This window comes from Clostridium sp. CS001 (assembly GCF_020443565.1).
GTDB lineage: Bacteria > Bacillota > Clostridia > Clostridiales > Clostridiaceae > Clostridium_AD.
On sequence record NZ_JAIZZN010000024.1, the window covers coordinates 1 to 15,897 of the forward strand.

Genomic DNA, 15,897 nt, shown 5'->3' on the forward strand with positions numbered 1-15,897 from the left:
TGAAAAATATTTATGATTAGGTAAATCTTATTGAACCGCCAAGTACCGAACGGTATGCTTGGTGGTGTGAGAGGTCGCTGAATAAATTAATTATTCAGCTCCTACTCGATTGCATCATAATAGAACATTATCATACGCATATGTAAGTAAAGTTTTATACAGATACTTAACTCTAGACTATTATATAAAGTAGAAATATGTACTATAATTATATATGTGTGACATAAGACAAAAAATATTAAAGGGGAAAAATCATATGAAAATAGATATTATAATTTCGGCCAGCGATATAAAAAAAGAAAAAATAGAAAATAAAACTGTGGTAGTTATAGATATACTTAGGGCAACTAGCGTAATAACTACTGCAATGAATAATGGATGCAAGGGTGTTATTCCTGTTTTAACAGTAGAGGAAGCATCGAGCATTGTGAGAAATAGTAAAGAGGAATTTATGCTTGGCGGAGAAAGAAATGCACTGAGGATAGAAGGCTTTCACTATTCCAATTCCCCATTAGAATACACTAGAGAAAGCATTCAGGGTAAAACTCTTGTTATGACTACTACAAATGGTACTAAAGCTATAAAAGGCTGCATAGGAGCTAGTAACATCCTAATTGGTGCAATGGTGAATGCAAAGGCTACTGCAAAAAGAATATTAGAATTAAACAATGATGTGGTAATAGTTAATGCAGGAACTTATGGTGAGTTTTCTATAGATGATTTCTTGTGCAGTGGATACATAATTGATTGTATATTAGAATCTCTGCAAGCAGAGCTTTCAGATATAGCTATAACTTCACATTATATTTATAAAAATAATAAAGATATTCATAGCTTTATTAAATATGCAAATCACTACAAAAGGATTACAGAGTTAGGTCTTGAAGCAGATTTAGAATACTGCTGCAGAAAAGATACTATAGACATTGTTCCAGAATATAGGGATGGGATTATAGTTTAAAAAAGTACGATATACTTAATTGAAAGATTATATAATGATAAAGTTTTGATTACTTATATTTTAGCATAATAAAAAGGTATATATTACGTAAAGTGCATTTGAACAAGCTAATAAATTTTAGAATTTCTTAGCGATGTGAAAGCAGTTGTAGTAATATATACCTTTTTCGTTTTAAACTACTTGGAACACATAAAATTTTAAATAATAAGATTCATCAGAATTCCATAGTATTGGATGATCTGCAGCTTGAGTTCTAAATTCTACTTGTCTCAGTGTTCTTTTAGCATCCAATGCTGCTTCCGCTATTGTATCTCTAAACAAATCAGGATACATAAAATGAGAGCAGGAACAAGTTACAAGATAGCCACCTGGTTTAACTAATTTCATTCCACGCAGGTTAATTTCCTTATATCCTCTTGAAGCTCCATCTATAGTAGAACGTGATTTTGTAAAGGCTGGGGGATCAAGTATTACTACATCATATTGTCTTTTATCTCTTGACCATTCTCTTAGTATATCAAAGGCGTTATGGCACTCAAATTTAACTGTATCTGAAAGGCCATTAAGCTCTGCATTTTTTCTGCAAAAATCTATTGCATGCTCAGAAATATCTACTCCAAGAACACTTTTAGCACCAGCGATACCTGCATTAAGAGCAAAGGAGCCTGTGTGGGTAAAGCAATCTAAAACATCAGCGTCTTTGCACAATCTGTGGATAGCTGCTCTGTTTTCCTTTTGATCTAAGAAAAATCCGGTCTTTTGACCATTTTCAATATCAACGAAGTATTTTACACCGTTTTCAACAATTTCTACCATGGTATCAAAGGGCTCTGTTAAGAAGCCTTTTGTTTGCTCCATTCCTTCAAGCTCGCGAACTCTAGCATCACTTCGCTCATAAACGCCTTTTGCACCATATTCTTCTACTAATAAATTAACAACTATATCTTTGTATCTATCTATACCTAGTGCCAAAGATTGAATAACATAATAGTCTTCAAATTTATCTATAGTAAGGCCAGGCAAAAAGTCTGCTTCTCCAAATACGAACCTACAACTAGAGGTATCGATAATAGTTTTTCTATAATTCCAAGCATCAGCAAGTCTTCTGCGGAAAAAGTCTTCATTTACTTCTTCCATTATATCTCTAGTCATTATTCTTATAGCAATTTTAGATGCATCATTTACAAAGCCCTTGCCTATAAACTCTCCTCTAAAATTGTATACCTCAATTATATCTCCATTTTCATACTCACCATCAAAGTTTTCTATCTCATTTGCATATATCCAAAGGTGTCCTTTTTCTGCATTTCTGCCCTTACCTTTATATAAGTAAAATTTACAAGCCATTTTTAATTCCTCCTGTGTTCTTTAGGGTTACAAACAACTTTTAATAAGAAATATCAAGCTATTTATCTATAGTAGTATACCACACCCAATTAATTTTCAACATAAAATCCATAAAATTCTTTTGACATAAGAGCACTTATAAATTAAACTAATCTATGTGTTGTTTTTTAATGTATGGTATTATTTTTTAATTAATACTATTGCTTTTGAATACACAACTTAGTTAAAAAGCTTTGAATTTAATGATTAAATGTATTTGCTTTTGGATGAGATTCCATAGTTTTCATAGAAGATTTTACGAAGTAAATGAATATAAAATTATAGATTATAAGGAGAATAACAAATGAGTATATTAGTAGTAAAGAATATTAACCATGGCTTTGGTGACAGAGCAATTTTTGAAAATGTATCTTTTAGGTTACTTAAAGGGGAACATATAGCACTTATAGGAGCTAACGGAGAAGGTAAGTCAACTTTCATGAACATTATTACTGGAAAACTTATGCCAGATGAAGGTGAAGTTGAATGGTCAAATGGTGTGAGGGTAGGATACATGGATCAGCACACTGCATTGGAAAACGGACAAACAATTCAAGATGTATTAAGAGGTGCATTTAAATATCTTTTTGACTTAGAAGAAGAAATGATGGTTATAGCAGAAAAGATGGCTGATGTAACACCTGAAGAGCTAGAAAAATTATTAGATAGAATGGGTACAATTCAAGATTTGTTAGATCATAATGGATTTTATAATATTGATTCCAAGATAGATGAGGTAGCGGCTGGAATTGGGCTTCGAGATGTTGGTCTTGAAAAAGAGGTTTCGGATTTAAGCGGAGGACAAAGAACAAAAATTCTTCTTGCAAAACTTTTGTTAGAAGTTCCGGATATTCTTTTACTAGACGAGCCTACTAACTACTTAGATGAACAACATGTAGAATGGCTTAAGAGATATCTTCAAAATTATGAAAATGCTTTTATCTTAATATCCCACGATGTTCCATTCTTAAGCGATGTAGTTAATTTAATATATCATGTGGAGAATAAAGAACTAAGTAGATATTCAGGTTCCTATGATGAATTCATAAGAGTATATGAGGCTAAAAAGAAACAAGTGGAATCTGCCTACGAAAGACAACAACAAGAAATTGCCAAACTAGAGGACTTTGTTGCTAGAAATAAAGCAAGGGTTGCCACTAGTAATATGGCAAAATCAAGACAAAAGAAATTAGACAAAATTGATAGAATAGAAATTACAAAAGAAAAACCAAAACCAGAGTTTAACTTTAAAACTGCAAGAGCTTCAGGAAGAGTAATCTTTGAAACTAAGGATTTGGTTATTGGATACGATAGTCCATTAACTAAGCCACTTGATTTGTACATGGAAAGAGGCCAAAAAATTGCTTTAGTGGGTGCTAATGGTCTTGGAAAAACAACTTTATTAAAAAGTCTTATGGGTAGTATTAAGGCTCTTTCAGGTAAAGTAAATTTAGGTGATTATCAATATATAGGGTACTTTGAACAGGAAATCAAGGGTTCAAACTATGATAGTTGTATTGATGAGTTTTGGAAGGACTTTCAAGGATATACTCAATATGAGGTAAGAGCAGCACTTGCAAAGTGCGGACTTACTACAAAGCATATTGAAAGTAAGATTGTGGTACTTAGTGGTGGAGAACAAGCAAAGGTAAGACTTGCTAAGCTTATAAATAAAGAAACCAACATTTTAATTCTAGACGAGCCTACCAATCATTTAGATGTAGATGCCAAGGAAGAGTTAAAAAGAGCATTAAAAGAATATAAAGGAACAATCCTTTTAGTTTGCCATGAACCAGAATTTTATCAAGATATAGTTACAGATGTATGGAATTGTGAGAATTGGACTACAAAGATTGTGTAGATAAAAATTAAAATACTAGGAGATATTTTATAATATTTCCTAGTATTATTTATATTAAGAATAGCATTTTGTTTATAACGTTACATATTTTGCTCATGTTTATATTGCTTGATTTTCCATTTACATTTCCAAACTATTTTTAATATTGCTAAACATATTACTCCAATAAAAACTGTGAATATACCAAAAGCATAAGAGCCAGTGTTGATTGTTGCCATACCCTCCATAAAGAAGCAGATGACTTCTATAATCAGAGCTACCTTGAAAAATTTCTTAATTTTAGTGTATTGAGTGATTTTTGATTCTACATCAGTATACATTTCAAAGAGACCATCTGATGCCTTCTTTTGTAAGTATACCCATCTCCACCATTGGGATATGACTTCTACTCCTGTATCCTCCATGAAGGCTGAATAGTCATCTTTTTCGCTATTCCAGCTATCAAGCAAGTCTATTTGATAGTTATATTCTCCTGGTTCACATTTTTCAAAAGTATAAAAACCAAGGAAGAATTTCTTAAAGGCCCATCCATTTAAACACATTTTCTTTAACCAAACTTCTTCTTCATCTTTGTCATAATATAGTTTGAATTTTAACATAGATACACGCCCCCTAATCACTTATATTTTTTGCGTTTTTTATAAGTTCATTTAACCTTGTTACTTCATTTTTGAATATTTCTTTTCCGGCATCTGTAATAAGATATTCTTTTTTCTTTCTAGATTCCTTATCCTCACTATATAAATTAAGCCAGCCCTTTGAAAGCATTGAATTAATAGCGCCATATAAGGTGCCTGGTCCTAGGGTTACTCTTTTATCTGTCATTTCACTTACAGCTTGAATAATTCCATATCCATGATTGGGTGTATGCACAGCCAACAAGATATAAAATAAAGCTTCTGTCAAAGGTGTGTTATTTTCCAATTATATCAACCTCCAATATATCGCTTGATGATATATAATATATCATCAAGCGATACGTTTGTCAACGATATATTAAAAAATATATTATACATCATAAGCTACATAGTATAATAAAAAAAACTTCAGAAAGGATGTAAATATCCTTCTGAAGTCTTTATTATTTACGTATTAATGATGATTCCATAGAAATTCTAGTTTAAAACTTCCAAGCCCAGGTCTAGTATATTTGCAAATAGTGATAATGTATTAATGTTTGGGATAACATTATTTTTAACATCTAATAATTTTCCAAGGCCGTAATCAGTGTAGATACTAACGCTAGCAAAGTTACTTTCACCCAGATCACAAATAATATCTGTTTCATATAACTTTATTTTAGTCATTTTATCAATAGGCTCTACTATTTTATAAAGTCTTGTGGAATAATCATATCTTAGAACTTTTAGAGTATCACTTGATAATATTTTTTGTGGTTTAGTGTTTATATCATACTTTGAAGTAGCAGACGCAACATTGTTAATAACAAAATAAGAAACATTTCTTTTGTAGTTTACCTTATCTTTAAATTCTTGTAATCTTTCTAAATTCAAATTAACATCTACTGAGATCTCATCAATATCTAAGGTGTTAAAACATTCCTTTATGCAAGTTAATTCTTCTTTTCCATGAAGCTCCCTAGCTAAGATATTCATGCAATCATCATAGATATCTTCAAAAGAGCTAAATTGCAATGAATATTTTATATTATCTAAAACAAGGTAAATCTTGAAGGTAGATTTATTACTGTTTTTAGAGGAATAATTTACTTCAACTAATAAATGTTCATGTAGTAGCCCTGTATCAAGTGTTATTTTTTCGATTCCTTCATTAAATTGTACAATGTAATTTTCATTAGTAGATAAGGTTTGTTTATGCTGATTTATTATGTATGTACTTTTAAAGCCAGCCTCATTAATTTCACCAACTCTTAATGAAATTGTTTTTGAAAGTTTCTTTAGATTTATATATGGTCTATCTATACATAGATTATTTTCAGATATTATTCTCATAGTGAACTCCTTTAGCACTAACAAAATTGTTAGTTTGATTCATAAATTATAACATAAGTAACATTGAAAAAATTAAAAACTTAATCAATAAGGAAAGGTCTATTGATTAAGTCTATTTTTACTATTAATTTCATAGCATTATAATTTCTATATTGAGCAAAATAGTAAGATGACATTATGATCAAATTATTATTTTAGGAGGTATAACACAATGAGCGAAAAAAAAGATCCTACCGTTTCAAGCCAACAAGAAAAAGAAAAGAAAGAAAACAATTTAAAACATAAGCACAGTAAAAAAACTCATAAAAAGGATTAATATTACGAGAATTAATAAAGGCATATACCCCATGGATATATGCCTTTGCCTAATAACAACATCTAAGATGATGATTTAAGTAGTTGTCTCTTCTTCACAATTAACAGTATCATCTACGGTAATTACGATATCTCTTTTTATCCACCCTTTATTATTAATATTAGTCTGGGATTTTAGGGAGACTTCATACCAGGAAATATTAAAGAGCTCAGCTAAATCTTGAATTTCTAGGTCAGTTCCTCTAGCTATACTAGATAGTATTGGTGAACTTTCCATAGGACTTAGATATAGGCTACAATTTGCTTTTGTAGTTCCTGCCTTAAAAAGTGGCTGTTTGTATCTTATTATAATTGGGCCCTCAGCACCGCGAACACTTGCAATTTTTGATTTAAATTCTCTGTTTTGTCTAGAGGTAATCTTTAGTTGAGTGTTCAAAGTAGATAGCTTTTGGCCCATTATATAATAATATACGCCAAAACATATAAGAAGAATTGAAAATAGAATAATAAGCAATGATATCTCTCCTTGTAAATTGCTTCTTAGAAGATATGAAAGAGGTTAATCTAAAAGATGGAACAATAGTAGGTTAAGTTATATTTCGTTCTAGTATATACTATTCTATAGAAAACAAAAAAATTCATATAAAAAATCCAACTATCTGCAATTAACGAAGATATGTGCGGGAGTTTTTATATGAATTTTTAACCACATTTCAGCACCTCAGGTGATGATTTAATTGGATGTTATTAGTTCATGATATTCTATTATGTATCTATCTGCATGGTAAATAATATCTTCCCATTGATGTTTAGAAAAATCATCATATACACCAACGACCTTCATTCCGGCAAGCTTTGCACCCTTAACTGCAGGAAGGATATCTTCAAAGACAATACATTCCTCTGGTTTTACACCTAACCTCTCTGCTGCAAGCAAATATACATCAGGAAAGTTTTTGCCTCTAGAGACTTCTTCAGTTAGAGTTATGGAGTCAAAGAAATCATATATTCCGTTAGCGTTTAGTCCTGCTTCTAATAGAATTCTTGTATTACTTGTAGCTAGTCCAATTTTTATATTTAGGGTTTTAAGTAAAGATAAAAATTCAATTGCACCAGGTTTTAGCCTCACATCACTAATGTACGACCTATGAGCAGAATCTAACCACTCTTTTTTTATTTCCTCTAAAGTGTCTGTTATGTTAAAGGTATTTTTAAAGTATACTGCAACATCGTCAAAACTGAGGTGCTCTATTTGGTCTTTTAGATCTTTAGGTAAATCAATGTTTCGAACTTTTAAATAATCTTCATCTATTTTACCCCAAACCCACATGGAATCTATAAGTGTACCATCTAAATCAAAAATTACAGCTTTAATATTTGTTAGCATTTACTCACCTCGCATATAAATATAGCAGAATTAGATAAATTACCTACCAAAGCAACCTTTCTAGGCTAAACAACTGCCACTTATAGAAGATGGCAGACTTTAAGCTTCCAAAATGTTGTTAAAAGAATATGTAAGTAACAAAGGAAAATGTAGTTCCAATAAATATTCCCATTATAACATCGGTGGGATAATGAACTCCATGATACATTCTAGAAATCCCAACACAAAGGGCTAGGGGAATAGTCAAAAGGCCCCAAATGGGGAAATAAAGCGCTATCATAACCGCTAGTGAAAATGCAGCAGTAGTATGACCAGAAGGAAAAGAATACATATCTATACCTATCTTTTTTATATTTAAATTAGGGATGTGTATAAAAGGTCTGAGCCTAGTGACACTTACCTTTAAAATTTTACCAACCCCTGTGCTTATTGTTACAGAAATCATAGCTTTAACAGCCATGGTGTGAAGAATAGCATCACTTAATAAAAAGGCTGCAGTGCAAAATATAAAGATAAAAGTGAATGAACCCAAATAGGTCATAATGGGCATTGCAAAATCTAAAAATTTACACTTCCAAGAGTTATTTATAAATTTAAGTAGTCGTATATCTTTGTGACTAATATACTCAAATAATGATTTCATAAAACCTCCATAGGAATAAAGAATCAATTAGGTTATTACTGAATATTGTATCATATTTTAGTTGTTATTTATATTGTAAATTCTATCTAAAACCTTAACATAAATAATAATATTATTCCTAGGCTCCATAATGTAGTTAAAGCTACCAAAAACTATCTAAAATTCCCTGCGAAATATCATAGTTTTATCTTTATCTTTGAAATCTTCGGCAACGAAGATCTCCATCTTATCTAGGATTTCGTGCATACAATCACTATCCAAAGCCACCTTGATTTTTGAGTTCTCTGCAAATTCATCTACTCGAAGTTTACCATAGCTCGAATCTTTCAGTGATTTAGGGCCGCCTACGCATCCACCTACACAACCCATACCTTCTATAAAATTTGCATCAAGTTCTCCCTTCCCAGCTTTAGTAAGTAGTTCCTTGCATTCTTTTACGCCATTTCCTTGAACTGAATTGAATAGGTTATATTTTTCGGGAAATAATCTTTCTAGAACTTCTCCAATAGCTATAGATACTCCGCCTGTCCTGGCATAAAGTCTACCACCTCTAGACGCATACTCACTAGATACATCTTCTTGTAACCTTTCTAGGTGGATCTCTAATGTATCAAAAATATCTTTAAGCTCTGTGAAGGTAAGCACATAATCTATATCACCTAAAAGGTCTTTTTCCTTAGCTTCTCCTTTTTTTGCAATACAAGGTCCTATAAATACTACTTTGCAATCTGGATCTAATTGTTTTAAAACTCTGCCAGCGGCAATCATAGGAGATATAGAAGGAGATACATATTTAACTAGATCATTGTATACCCTTTTTACCATTCCTACCCACATAGGGCAACAGCAAGAGGTAATCATTAAATCTTCTTTTGTTTTAACATGTTCATCAAATTCTATGGCTTCTTTTAATGTGAGCATATCTGCGAAAAAAGCAACTTCCACCATATCTGTAAATCCAACTTTCTTAAAGGCAGTTCTAAGATGATTTACATTAACATTTTCTCCAAACTGACCAGTAATGGCTGGTGCTACTGCTGCTATTACCTTGGAATTACCTTTTAATAAATTTATAAGTGGAATAAACTCTACTTTATCCATTAGCGCATCCTTAGGGCATGCATCTACGCAAAGCCCACAGTCTATGCACTTGTCATTATCAATATAGGTAGTGTTAGTTTTATTATCTATTAATATGGCATTAAAAGGACAAGAAGCTTGGCAGGGTTTATTTAAAGGGTCATCTGTGCAATCCATGGTGCAAGACTTGACTTTGGTTACAACCTTATGATTTATTTCGTAGGAAATAATAGCTTTTTTTAAGTCTTCTATGTAATTATTAGAAAAGTCTACTTGAACTCCGCAAAGCGAAGAAATTACTAAACTTAACTCATTCTTGTAAGTATTATCCTTAGAAAGTAGTTCTTGCACCTTGTCTTCAAAATTGTTTTCATAATAGGATTTAATCAGGGACTTAAAATGTTCACTATAGATCTTATTCAAAATAATCACTCCTAATTTGTTATTGGCTATACAATAATGTTAACATAATACTCTGAAAAAACAATAAAACAATGACTATTAGTAGCTTGTGAAATAGGAATGGTTTTATACATATTAATAAACAAAAAAGATTATAAAAAAAAGAGTTGTCATTAGACAACTCTTTTTTGGTCGGGGTGACAGGGATTGAACCTGCGACCTCATGGTCCCAAACCACGCGCGCTCCCAGCTGCGCTACACCCCGAGGACAAGACTTATTATATAAAAGAAATGGATAAATGTCAACAGTATTTAGAAATATTCTTTTTTTAAATAGTATAAAGTGCACCTCAGGCTATACATTACAGTAAGTAGAAGCTATAATTTAAAAGGAGAGAATAATTTGAAAAGTAATCGTTTATTTAAATTGTTTATCAACATCAAAGACGATGATTAAGTAGTTAGGGGGGATGAAATGTATAAATATCTATTAGAAGGATTGCTTGTAGGGTTTGCTTATGTAGCACCTATAGGTACGCAGAACATATTTGTAATAAACACAGCCATACGCAAAGAGAGACTAAAAGCATACCAAGTTGCATTTATTACCATATTCTTTGATATATCACTTGCACTTTCATGTTTCTTGGGTGTAGGAGCGCTTATGGAAAAGTTCAATCTTTTAAAAATGCTTATTCTTTTACTAGGCAGTATAGCGGTAATATATATTGGAGTAGGCCTTGTAAGGCAAGTTCCAGAAATTAAATCTGAAGATACTGTGGATGTGAATAAATCAATACTAAGAATAATAGGTACATGTTTTGCAGTGACCTGGTTAAATCCTCAAGCTATAATTGATGGTTCATTATTATTAGGTGGAAGTAGGGCATCGCTACCAGTAGATATGGGAATCTACTTTATTATAGGGGTATGCTTAGCATCTCTCATTTGGTTTACATCATTAGCAACAATTGTTTCCCTATTTAAAGCTAAATTTAATATTAAGGTTATTAGGATTATAAACTTGATATGTGGAGCAATTATAATCGTATATGGATTTAAATTAGCATATTCGTTTGTAAAATTAATTATCTAAAAAGATTCATAAAATAAGAGAGTAGTTTTTATAGATGATAGAAAAATCATCATATTAAAACTGCTCTCTTTATTATTTCTTAGCATCCTTTTCTTTATCACCTATACCCCTTGTTGGTACAGTGGACATAACAAACCCTACTAATATTGATAATAAGGCAGGAGCTATTATGTTTATGTATACTATATATCGGGTTTTGTATAAAACTAAAGCAATAAGAGAAGTGATTACTGCACTAGCTACAAAAATAATAATTACAAACTTTGCAAAAGAACTCATAAACTTTTCATATATTCTATGACGAGTGGGTCCACTTATTACACTTCTAAATAAAAAATAGGAAGCAAAAATTATTATAATATCTACTATAGCTGAAACTAAAAAATTTTTCACTGTACATACCTCCAAAAGAATTTTTCGTATTTTCATTTTTAGTGTTACCAAAGATTAATTCTTTTACACAATATAATTATAAAAGTTGAAACTAAATTAGGTAAATATAAGTATTTACAATAGTAGTCTTTTTTGGTAATATAAAATTCTGTCGTTTTAAAGATACAAATAATTCAGAATACAAGGGGTAAAACAATTAATAATTGTTTTGTACTACAGAGAACAGCAAAGGGGGATATTATGTCGCAAGTCATTGTGGAGAATTTAGTAAAAACCTTTAAAATAGCTAAACGAAGACCAGGTTTATGGAATGCAACAAAAGGCTTGATTCATAGGGAATATAATACTGTAAAAGCTTTAGAAGGAATTTCATTTAAACTAGATGCAGGAGAATTAGTAGGCTACATTGGCCCTAATGGAGCGGGTAAATCAACCACAGTCAAAGTCTTAAGTGGAATTCTTGTGCCAAGCTCAGGGCATTGTGAAGTTCTAGGGAATGTACCTTGGAAAAATAGAATTTCTCATGTTAAAAATATAGGAGTTGTATTCGGGCAACGTTCTCAGCTATGGTGGGATCTCCCTGTAATTGATTCTTTTGAACTATTGAAAGATATATACAACATTCCACAGGAGCAGTATAAAGCTACTAAGGATGAATTAGTTGAAAGATTAAATCTTTCTAAAATATTAGAAGTACCAGTACGCCAACTTAGTTTAGGTCAAAGGATGCGATGTGAAATATCAGCATCACTTCTTCATACACCGCCACTTCTTTTTCTTGATGAACCAACTATTGGACTAGACGCTGTATCAAAACTCGCTGTTCGGGAATTTATAAAAGGACTTAATAAAAAACGTGGAACAACTGTTATCTTAACTACTCATGATATGGATGATATTGAAGCTCTGTGTTCTAGGGTTATGGTTATTGGAAAAGGTCAGATTCTGTTAGATGGAAACATTGATAATCTTAGAGGGGCAGTATCAAAAGAACGTAGACTGATAGTAGACCTAGAGCAGCAAATCAGTGAAATATCTATAGAACATGCTAAAGTGATAAAAATAGAAGGAAATAGAGCACATCTAAGTTTTAACCCAGATAAAATAACTCCCTCGGAATTAATATCAAATATATCCTCCAAATATGAAATTAAAGATTTGCTAATTGAAAATCAGCCTATAGATGAAATAATCGCAAAGTTATACGGGGAACTCAAAATATGAGAGCATACATATCTATTGTAAAGCTAAGGTTCATGTTACTAATACAGTACAGGGTTGCAGCTATAGCAGGAATTTGTACACAATTCTTATTTGGATTTGTTAGAGTAATGATTATTGCAGCATTTTATGCATCAACTACAGGAACTCAGCCTATGTCATATGGACAAACTGTTACATACATATGGATTAGCCAAGCCCTTTTGGGGATGCTACCTTGGAATGGAGATGCTGAAATTCAAGGAATGATTACCACGGGAAATGTGGCATATGAGTTATGTAGGCCACTAGACTTATATAATCATTGGTTTTGCAGGGCATTTGCCCAGAGAACAGCACCCACCATACTACGGGCAATACCACTATTCATGGTTACTTTATTTTTGTTGCCAGAAAACTATAGCATGCAACTGCCAAATTCATTTGCCAGTTTTGGGGCGTGGATTTTAGTTACAATAGGTGCTTTAATGCTTTCCTGCGCAATAACCAATATATTCAATATCTCAATGCTTTGGACTATATCAGGAGACGGAATTAGAAGACTATTGCCAGCCTTGGTTATGATTTTCTCTGGGATGACAGTGCCATTACCCTTGTTCCCTTCATGGATGCAACCAATTCTTAGAATACTGCCCTTTAGTGGACTGGTAGATACACCTATGAGATTTTATTTAGGTCACATAAAGCCAAGTGATATATTGCCATATCTCTTTCATCAATTAATATGGACATGGATATTAATTTTATATGGAAGATGGCTGATTTCAAGAGGGTTAAAACGTATTGAAGTACAGGGGGGTTAACAATTGATGATTGTTAACTGCCCCAAAGGAATACAAAGGGGTCAACAATTAATAATTGTTATCTACTCCAGCGCGCTACAAGGGGGATAGATATGAGAAATGCTATTAAGCTTTATTTAAGATATATAAGTGTTTCAATTCAAAGTCAGATGCAATATAAGGCATCCTTTATTATGATGGCTATAGCCCACTTTGCAATAACCTTTATAGATTTTATTGGTGTTTGGGTTCTATTTGATAGGTTTGGTGCTATAAAAGGGTGGAATTTACCTGAGATTGCGCTTTTCTATGGAATGATACATATGGCCTTTGCTATAGCAGAAGCAGGTTCTAGGGGGTTTGACACCTTCGATGAAAAGGTGAGAACAGGAGAATTTGATAGATTACTATTGAGACCAAGAAGTCTTGTACTTCAAATCGTGGGACAAGAATTTCAATTAATGAGAATAGGTAGATTTACACAGGGGCTTATAGTTCTTCTTTGGGCTATGTGGTCTTTAAATAATAGCTTGAGTTTAGTTAAGATTATGCTTATAATTATTTCAATCTTTGGGGGAGCATTTTTGTTTTCAGGATTATTTGTCCTGCAAGCAACAATATCCTTTTGGTCGGTTCAGAGCCTTGAAGTTGTTAATATGGTTACCTATGGAGGCGTAGAGATAGCTCAGTTCCCTGTAACTATATATGATTCTTGGTTTAGAAAGTTTTTTATATTTGTAGTTCCTCTAGCTTGTGTTAATTATTTTCCTGCTATGGGGGTTTTAAATAAAGCTGATCCTTTGAATTCGCCAGCATGGATACCTTGGATATCGCCAATTGTAGGAATAGTGTTTTTCTTTGGTGCACTACAGATATGGAAATTTGGAGTTAAGCACTACAAATCTACAGGTAGTTAAATTACTACAGTGGATTCACAAGTCATGTAAAAATAATACTACTATATAGGGGGGCAATAATGAATGATATAAAGAGGATTTTAGATAAGCAAAGAGACTATTTCAATACTGGAGCAACAAGAGGTTTGGATTTTCGCATGAAAAAGTTAAGCATTTTAAAAGAATCTATAAAGAAAAATGAAAAGCAAATATTAAAAGCATTGTGGTCAGATTTACATAAATCTGAATTTGAGACTTATGCAACTGAAATTGGAATAGTTTTAGATGAGATAAACTATGTTATGAAACATTTAAAAGCCTGGTCAAAACCTAAAAAAGTAAAAACACCATTAACACATTTTTTGTCTTCTAGTTATATTTATTCAGAGCCCTATGGAGTAAGTCTAATTATATCTCCTTGGAATTATCCATTTCAACTATTAATAGCACCACTAATTGGTGCAATAGCTGCAGGTAACTGTGCTATGCTAAAACCATCTGAGAATGCTCCGAAAACCACAGAAGTTATTATAAAAATCATTGAAGAGAGTTTCACTGAGGAGTTTGTTTGTGTGGTTGAACCTTATGGTGGGAAGGAATCTGCAGAGGCGCTTTTAAAAGAAGAGTTTGACTATATATTTTTCACGGGTAGTGTACCTGTTGGTAAAGTAGTAATGGCAGCTGCGTCAAGACATCTCACCCCTGTAACATTAGAATTAGGTGGGAAAAGTCCTTGTATAGTGGATGAAGGCTCGAATATAAAGCTTGCGGCAAAAAGAATAGCTTGGGGTAAGTTCTTAAATGCAGGACAGACTTGTGTTGCACCTGACTATATAATGGTACACAAAAGCGTAAAGCTTGAACTACTAACTGAAATAACAAGATGCATCAAAGAATTTTTTGGAGATAATCCAGCAGATAGTAAGGATTTTCCGCGAATAATAAATGAAAGGCAATTCAATAGATTAATAGGGCTATTGGATGAAGGCAACATTATCACAGGTGGGGAATATAACAAAGATGAAAAATATATTTCACCTACAATTATTGATGATATAACTTGGGAAAGCCCAATTATGCTAGATGAAATATTTGGACCAATTCTACCAGTTATGGAGTTTGTGGACTTAGAGGAAGTTATAAAAACAGTTAATTCAAAACCTAAACCTCTAGCATTATACTTTTTCTCAAATAATAAGATGCATCAAGATAGGATAATAGAGATGATTCCGTATGGTGGAGGATGCATAAACGATACAATTATGCATGTTGCATCACCATATTTACCTTTTGGTGGAGTGGGAGCTAGTGGCATGGGTGCTTATCATGGTAAGGGAAGCTATGATGTATTTTCACACAAAAAAAGTATGACTAAAAAGAGCAATCTTATAGATATTAAAATAAGGTATGCACCATATAATGATAAAATTAATTTGATAAAGAAACTTATGAAATAAAGTTAAAACAAAATGCCCTGCGATATGCAAGGCATTTTGTTTTA

The 15,897-nt window shown here is 32.2% G+C and carries 16 protein-coding genes and 1 tRNA gene; 7 read left to right on the forward strand and 10 right to left on the reverse strand.

Features of this window, described 5'->3' with window-relative positions; all coding sequences use genetic code 11:
- The first annotated feature begins 256 nt into the window (after positions 1 to 256).
- Positions 257 to 961 (forward strand): 2-phosphosulfolactate phosphatase family protein, encoded by a 705-nt coding sequence (locus tag LGK97_RS14495; protein WP_226260474.1) that lies wholly within the window; start codon positions 257 to 259, stop codon positions 959 to 961.
- A gap of 171 nt (positions 962 to 1,132) precedes the next feature.
- Here the strand turns inward: LGK97_RS14495 and LGK97_RS14500 are convergent, their stop codons facing one another.
- Entirely contained in the window at positions 1,133 to 2,308 is a 1,176-nt protein-coding gene (locus LGK97_RS14500; RefSeq protein ID WP_226260475.1) for a class I SAM-dependent rRNA methyltransferase, read from the reverse strand.
- A 343-nt stretch (positions 2,309 to 2,651) separates the two neighbouring features.
- Here LGK97_RS14500 and LGK97_RS14505 point away from each other — a divergent pair, with 343 nt between their 5' ends.
- Positions 2,652 to 4,208: an ABC-F family ATP-binding cassette domain-containing protein gene (locus tag LGK97_RS14505; protein WP_226260476.1), complete on the forward strand. Its 1,557-nt coding sequence runs from the start codon at positions 2,652 to 2,654 to the stop codon at positions 4,206 to 4,208.
- Positions 4,209 to 4,288: 80 nt separating this feature from the next.
- Here LGK97_RS14505 and LGK97_RS14510 read toward each other — a convergent pair whose 3' ends face one another.
- The 8 genes from LGK97_RS14510 to LGK97_RS14545 all read right to left on the reverse strand — a co-directional run bounded on the left by LGK97_RS14510 (position 4,289) and on the right by LGK97_RS14545 (position 10,273).
- Positions 4,289 to 4,807: a DUF2812 domain-containing protein gene (locus LGK97_RS14510; RefSeq protein ID WP_226260477.1), complete on the reverse strand. Its 519-nt coding sequence runs from the start codon at positions 4,805 to 4,807 to the stop codon at positions 4,289 to 4,291.
- A 13-nt stretch (positions 4,808 to 4,820) separates the two neighbouring features.
- Entirely contained in the window at positions 4,821 to 5,132 is a 312-nt protein-coding gene (locus LGK97_RS14515; RefSeq protein ID WP_226260478.1) for a PadR family transcriptional regulator, read from the reverse strand.
- Between the two features lie 191 nt (positions 5,133 to 5,323).
- Positions 5,324 to 6,181, reverse strand: coding sequence for a hypothetical protein (locus tag LGK97_RS14520; RefSeq protein ID WP_226260479.1), 858 nt, complete (start codon positions 6,179 to 6,181; stop codon positions 5,324 to 5,326).
- 391 nt (positions 6,182 to 6,572) lie between these two features.
- Positions 6,573 to 7,010 carry a hypothetical protein gene (locus tag LGK97_RS14525; RefSeq protein WP_226260480.1) on the reverse strand — a complete coding sequence of 146 codons (438 nt, stop codon included), beginning with the start codon at positions 7,008 to 7,010 and terminating at the stop codon, positions 6,573 to 6,575.
- Between the two features lie 219 nt (positions 7,011 to 7,229).
- Entirely contained in the window at positions 7,230 to 7,883 is a 654-nt protein-coding gene (locus tag LGK97_RS14530) for an HAD family hydrolase (protein WP_226260481.1), read from the reverse strand.
- 118 nt (positions 7,884 to 8,001) lie between these two features.
- A complete protein-coding gene (locus tag LGK97_RS14535) occupies positions 8,002 to 8,526 on the reverse strand; it encodes a phosphatase PAP2 family protein (RefSeq protein WP_226260482.1) in 525 nt (174 codons plus the stop codon).
- Between the two features lie 156 nt (positions 8,527 to 8,682).
- Complete coding sequence (locus LGK97_RS14540) at positions 8,683 to 10,029, reverse strand: [Fe-Fe] hydrogenase large subunit C-terminal domain-containing protein (protein WP_226260483.1); 1,347 nt, start codon at positions 10,027 to 10,029, stop codon at positions 8,683 to 8,685.
- A gap of 168 nt (positions 10,030 to 10,197) precedes the next feature.
- Positions 10,198 to 10,273 (reverse strand) — tRNA-Pro (locus LGK97_RS14545).
- 210 nt (positions 10,274 to 10,483) lie between these two features.
- Here LGK97_RS14545 and LGK97_RS14550 point away from each other — a divergent pair.
- A complete protein-coding gene (locus LGK97_RS14550; protein WP_226260484.1) occupies positions 10,484 to 11,104 on the forward strand; it encodes a LysE/ArgO family amino acid transporter in 621 nt (206 codons plus the stop codon).
- Between the two features lie 72 nt (positions 11,105 to 11,176).
- On the opposite strand, the gene LGK97_RS14555 is transcribed toward LGK97_RS14550, so the two are convergent.
- Positions 11,177 to 11,497, reverse strand: a complete 321-nt coding sequence (locus LGK97_RS14555; protein ID WP_226260485.1) for a hypothetical protein — start codon at positions 11,495 to 11,497, stop codon at positions 11,177 to 11,179.
- A gap of 240 nt (positions 11,498 to 11,737) precedes the next feature.
- On the opposite strand from LGK97_RS14555, the gene LGK97_RS14560 reads away from it, so the two are divergent.
- The 4 genes from LGK97_RS14560 to LGK97_RS14575 all read left to right on the forward strand — a co-directional run bounded on the left by LGK97_RS14560 (position 11,738) and on the right by LGK97_RS14575 (position 15,853).
- Entirely contained in the window at positions 11,738 to 12,721 is a 984-nt protein-coding gene (locus tag LGK97_RS14560; RefSeq protein ID WP_226260486.1) for an ATP-binding cassette domain-containing protein, read from the forward strand.
- Entirely contained in the window at positions 12,718 to 13,521 is an 804-nt protein-coding gene (locus LGK97_RS14565; protein ID WP_226260487.1) for an ABC transporter permease, read from the forward strand. Before LGK97_RS14560 ends, LGK97_RS14565 begins: the two co-directional genes overlap by 4 nt.
- A 92-nt stretch (positions 13,522 to 13,613) precedes the next feature.
- Positions 13,614 to 14,417 carry an ABC transporter permease gene (locus tag LGK97_RS14570; protein ID WP_226260488.1) on the forward strand — a complete coding sequence of 268 codons (804 nt, stop codon included), beginning with the start codon at positions 13,614 to 13,616 and terminating at the stop codon, positions 14,415 to 14,417.
- A gap of 59 nt (positions 14,418 to 14,476) precedes the next feature.
- Positions 14,477 to 15,853, forward strand: coding sequence for an aldehyde dehydrogenase (locus LGK97_RS14575; protein ID WP_226260489.1), 1,377 nt, complete (start codon positions 14,477 to 14,479; stop codon positions 15,851 to 15,853).
- Positions 15,854 to 15,897: the final 44 nt, after the last annotated feature.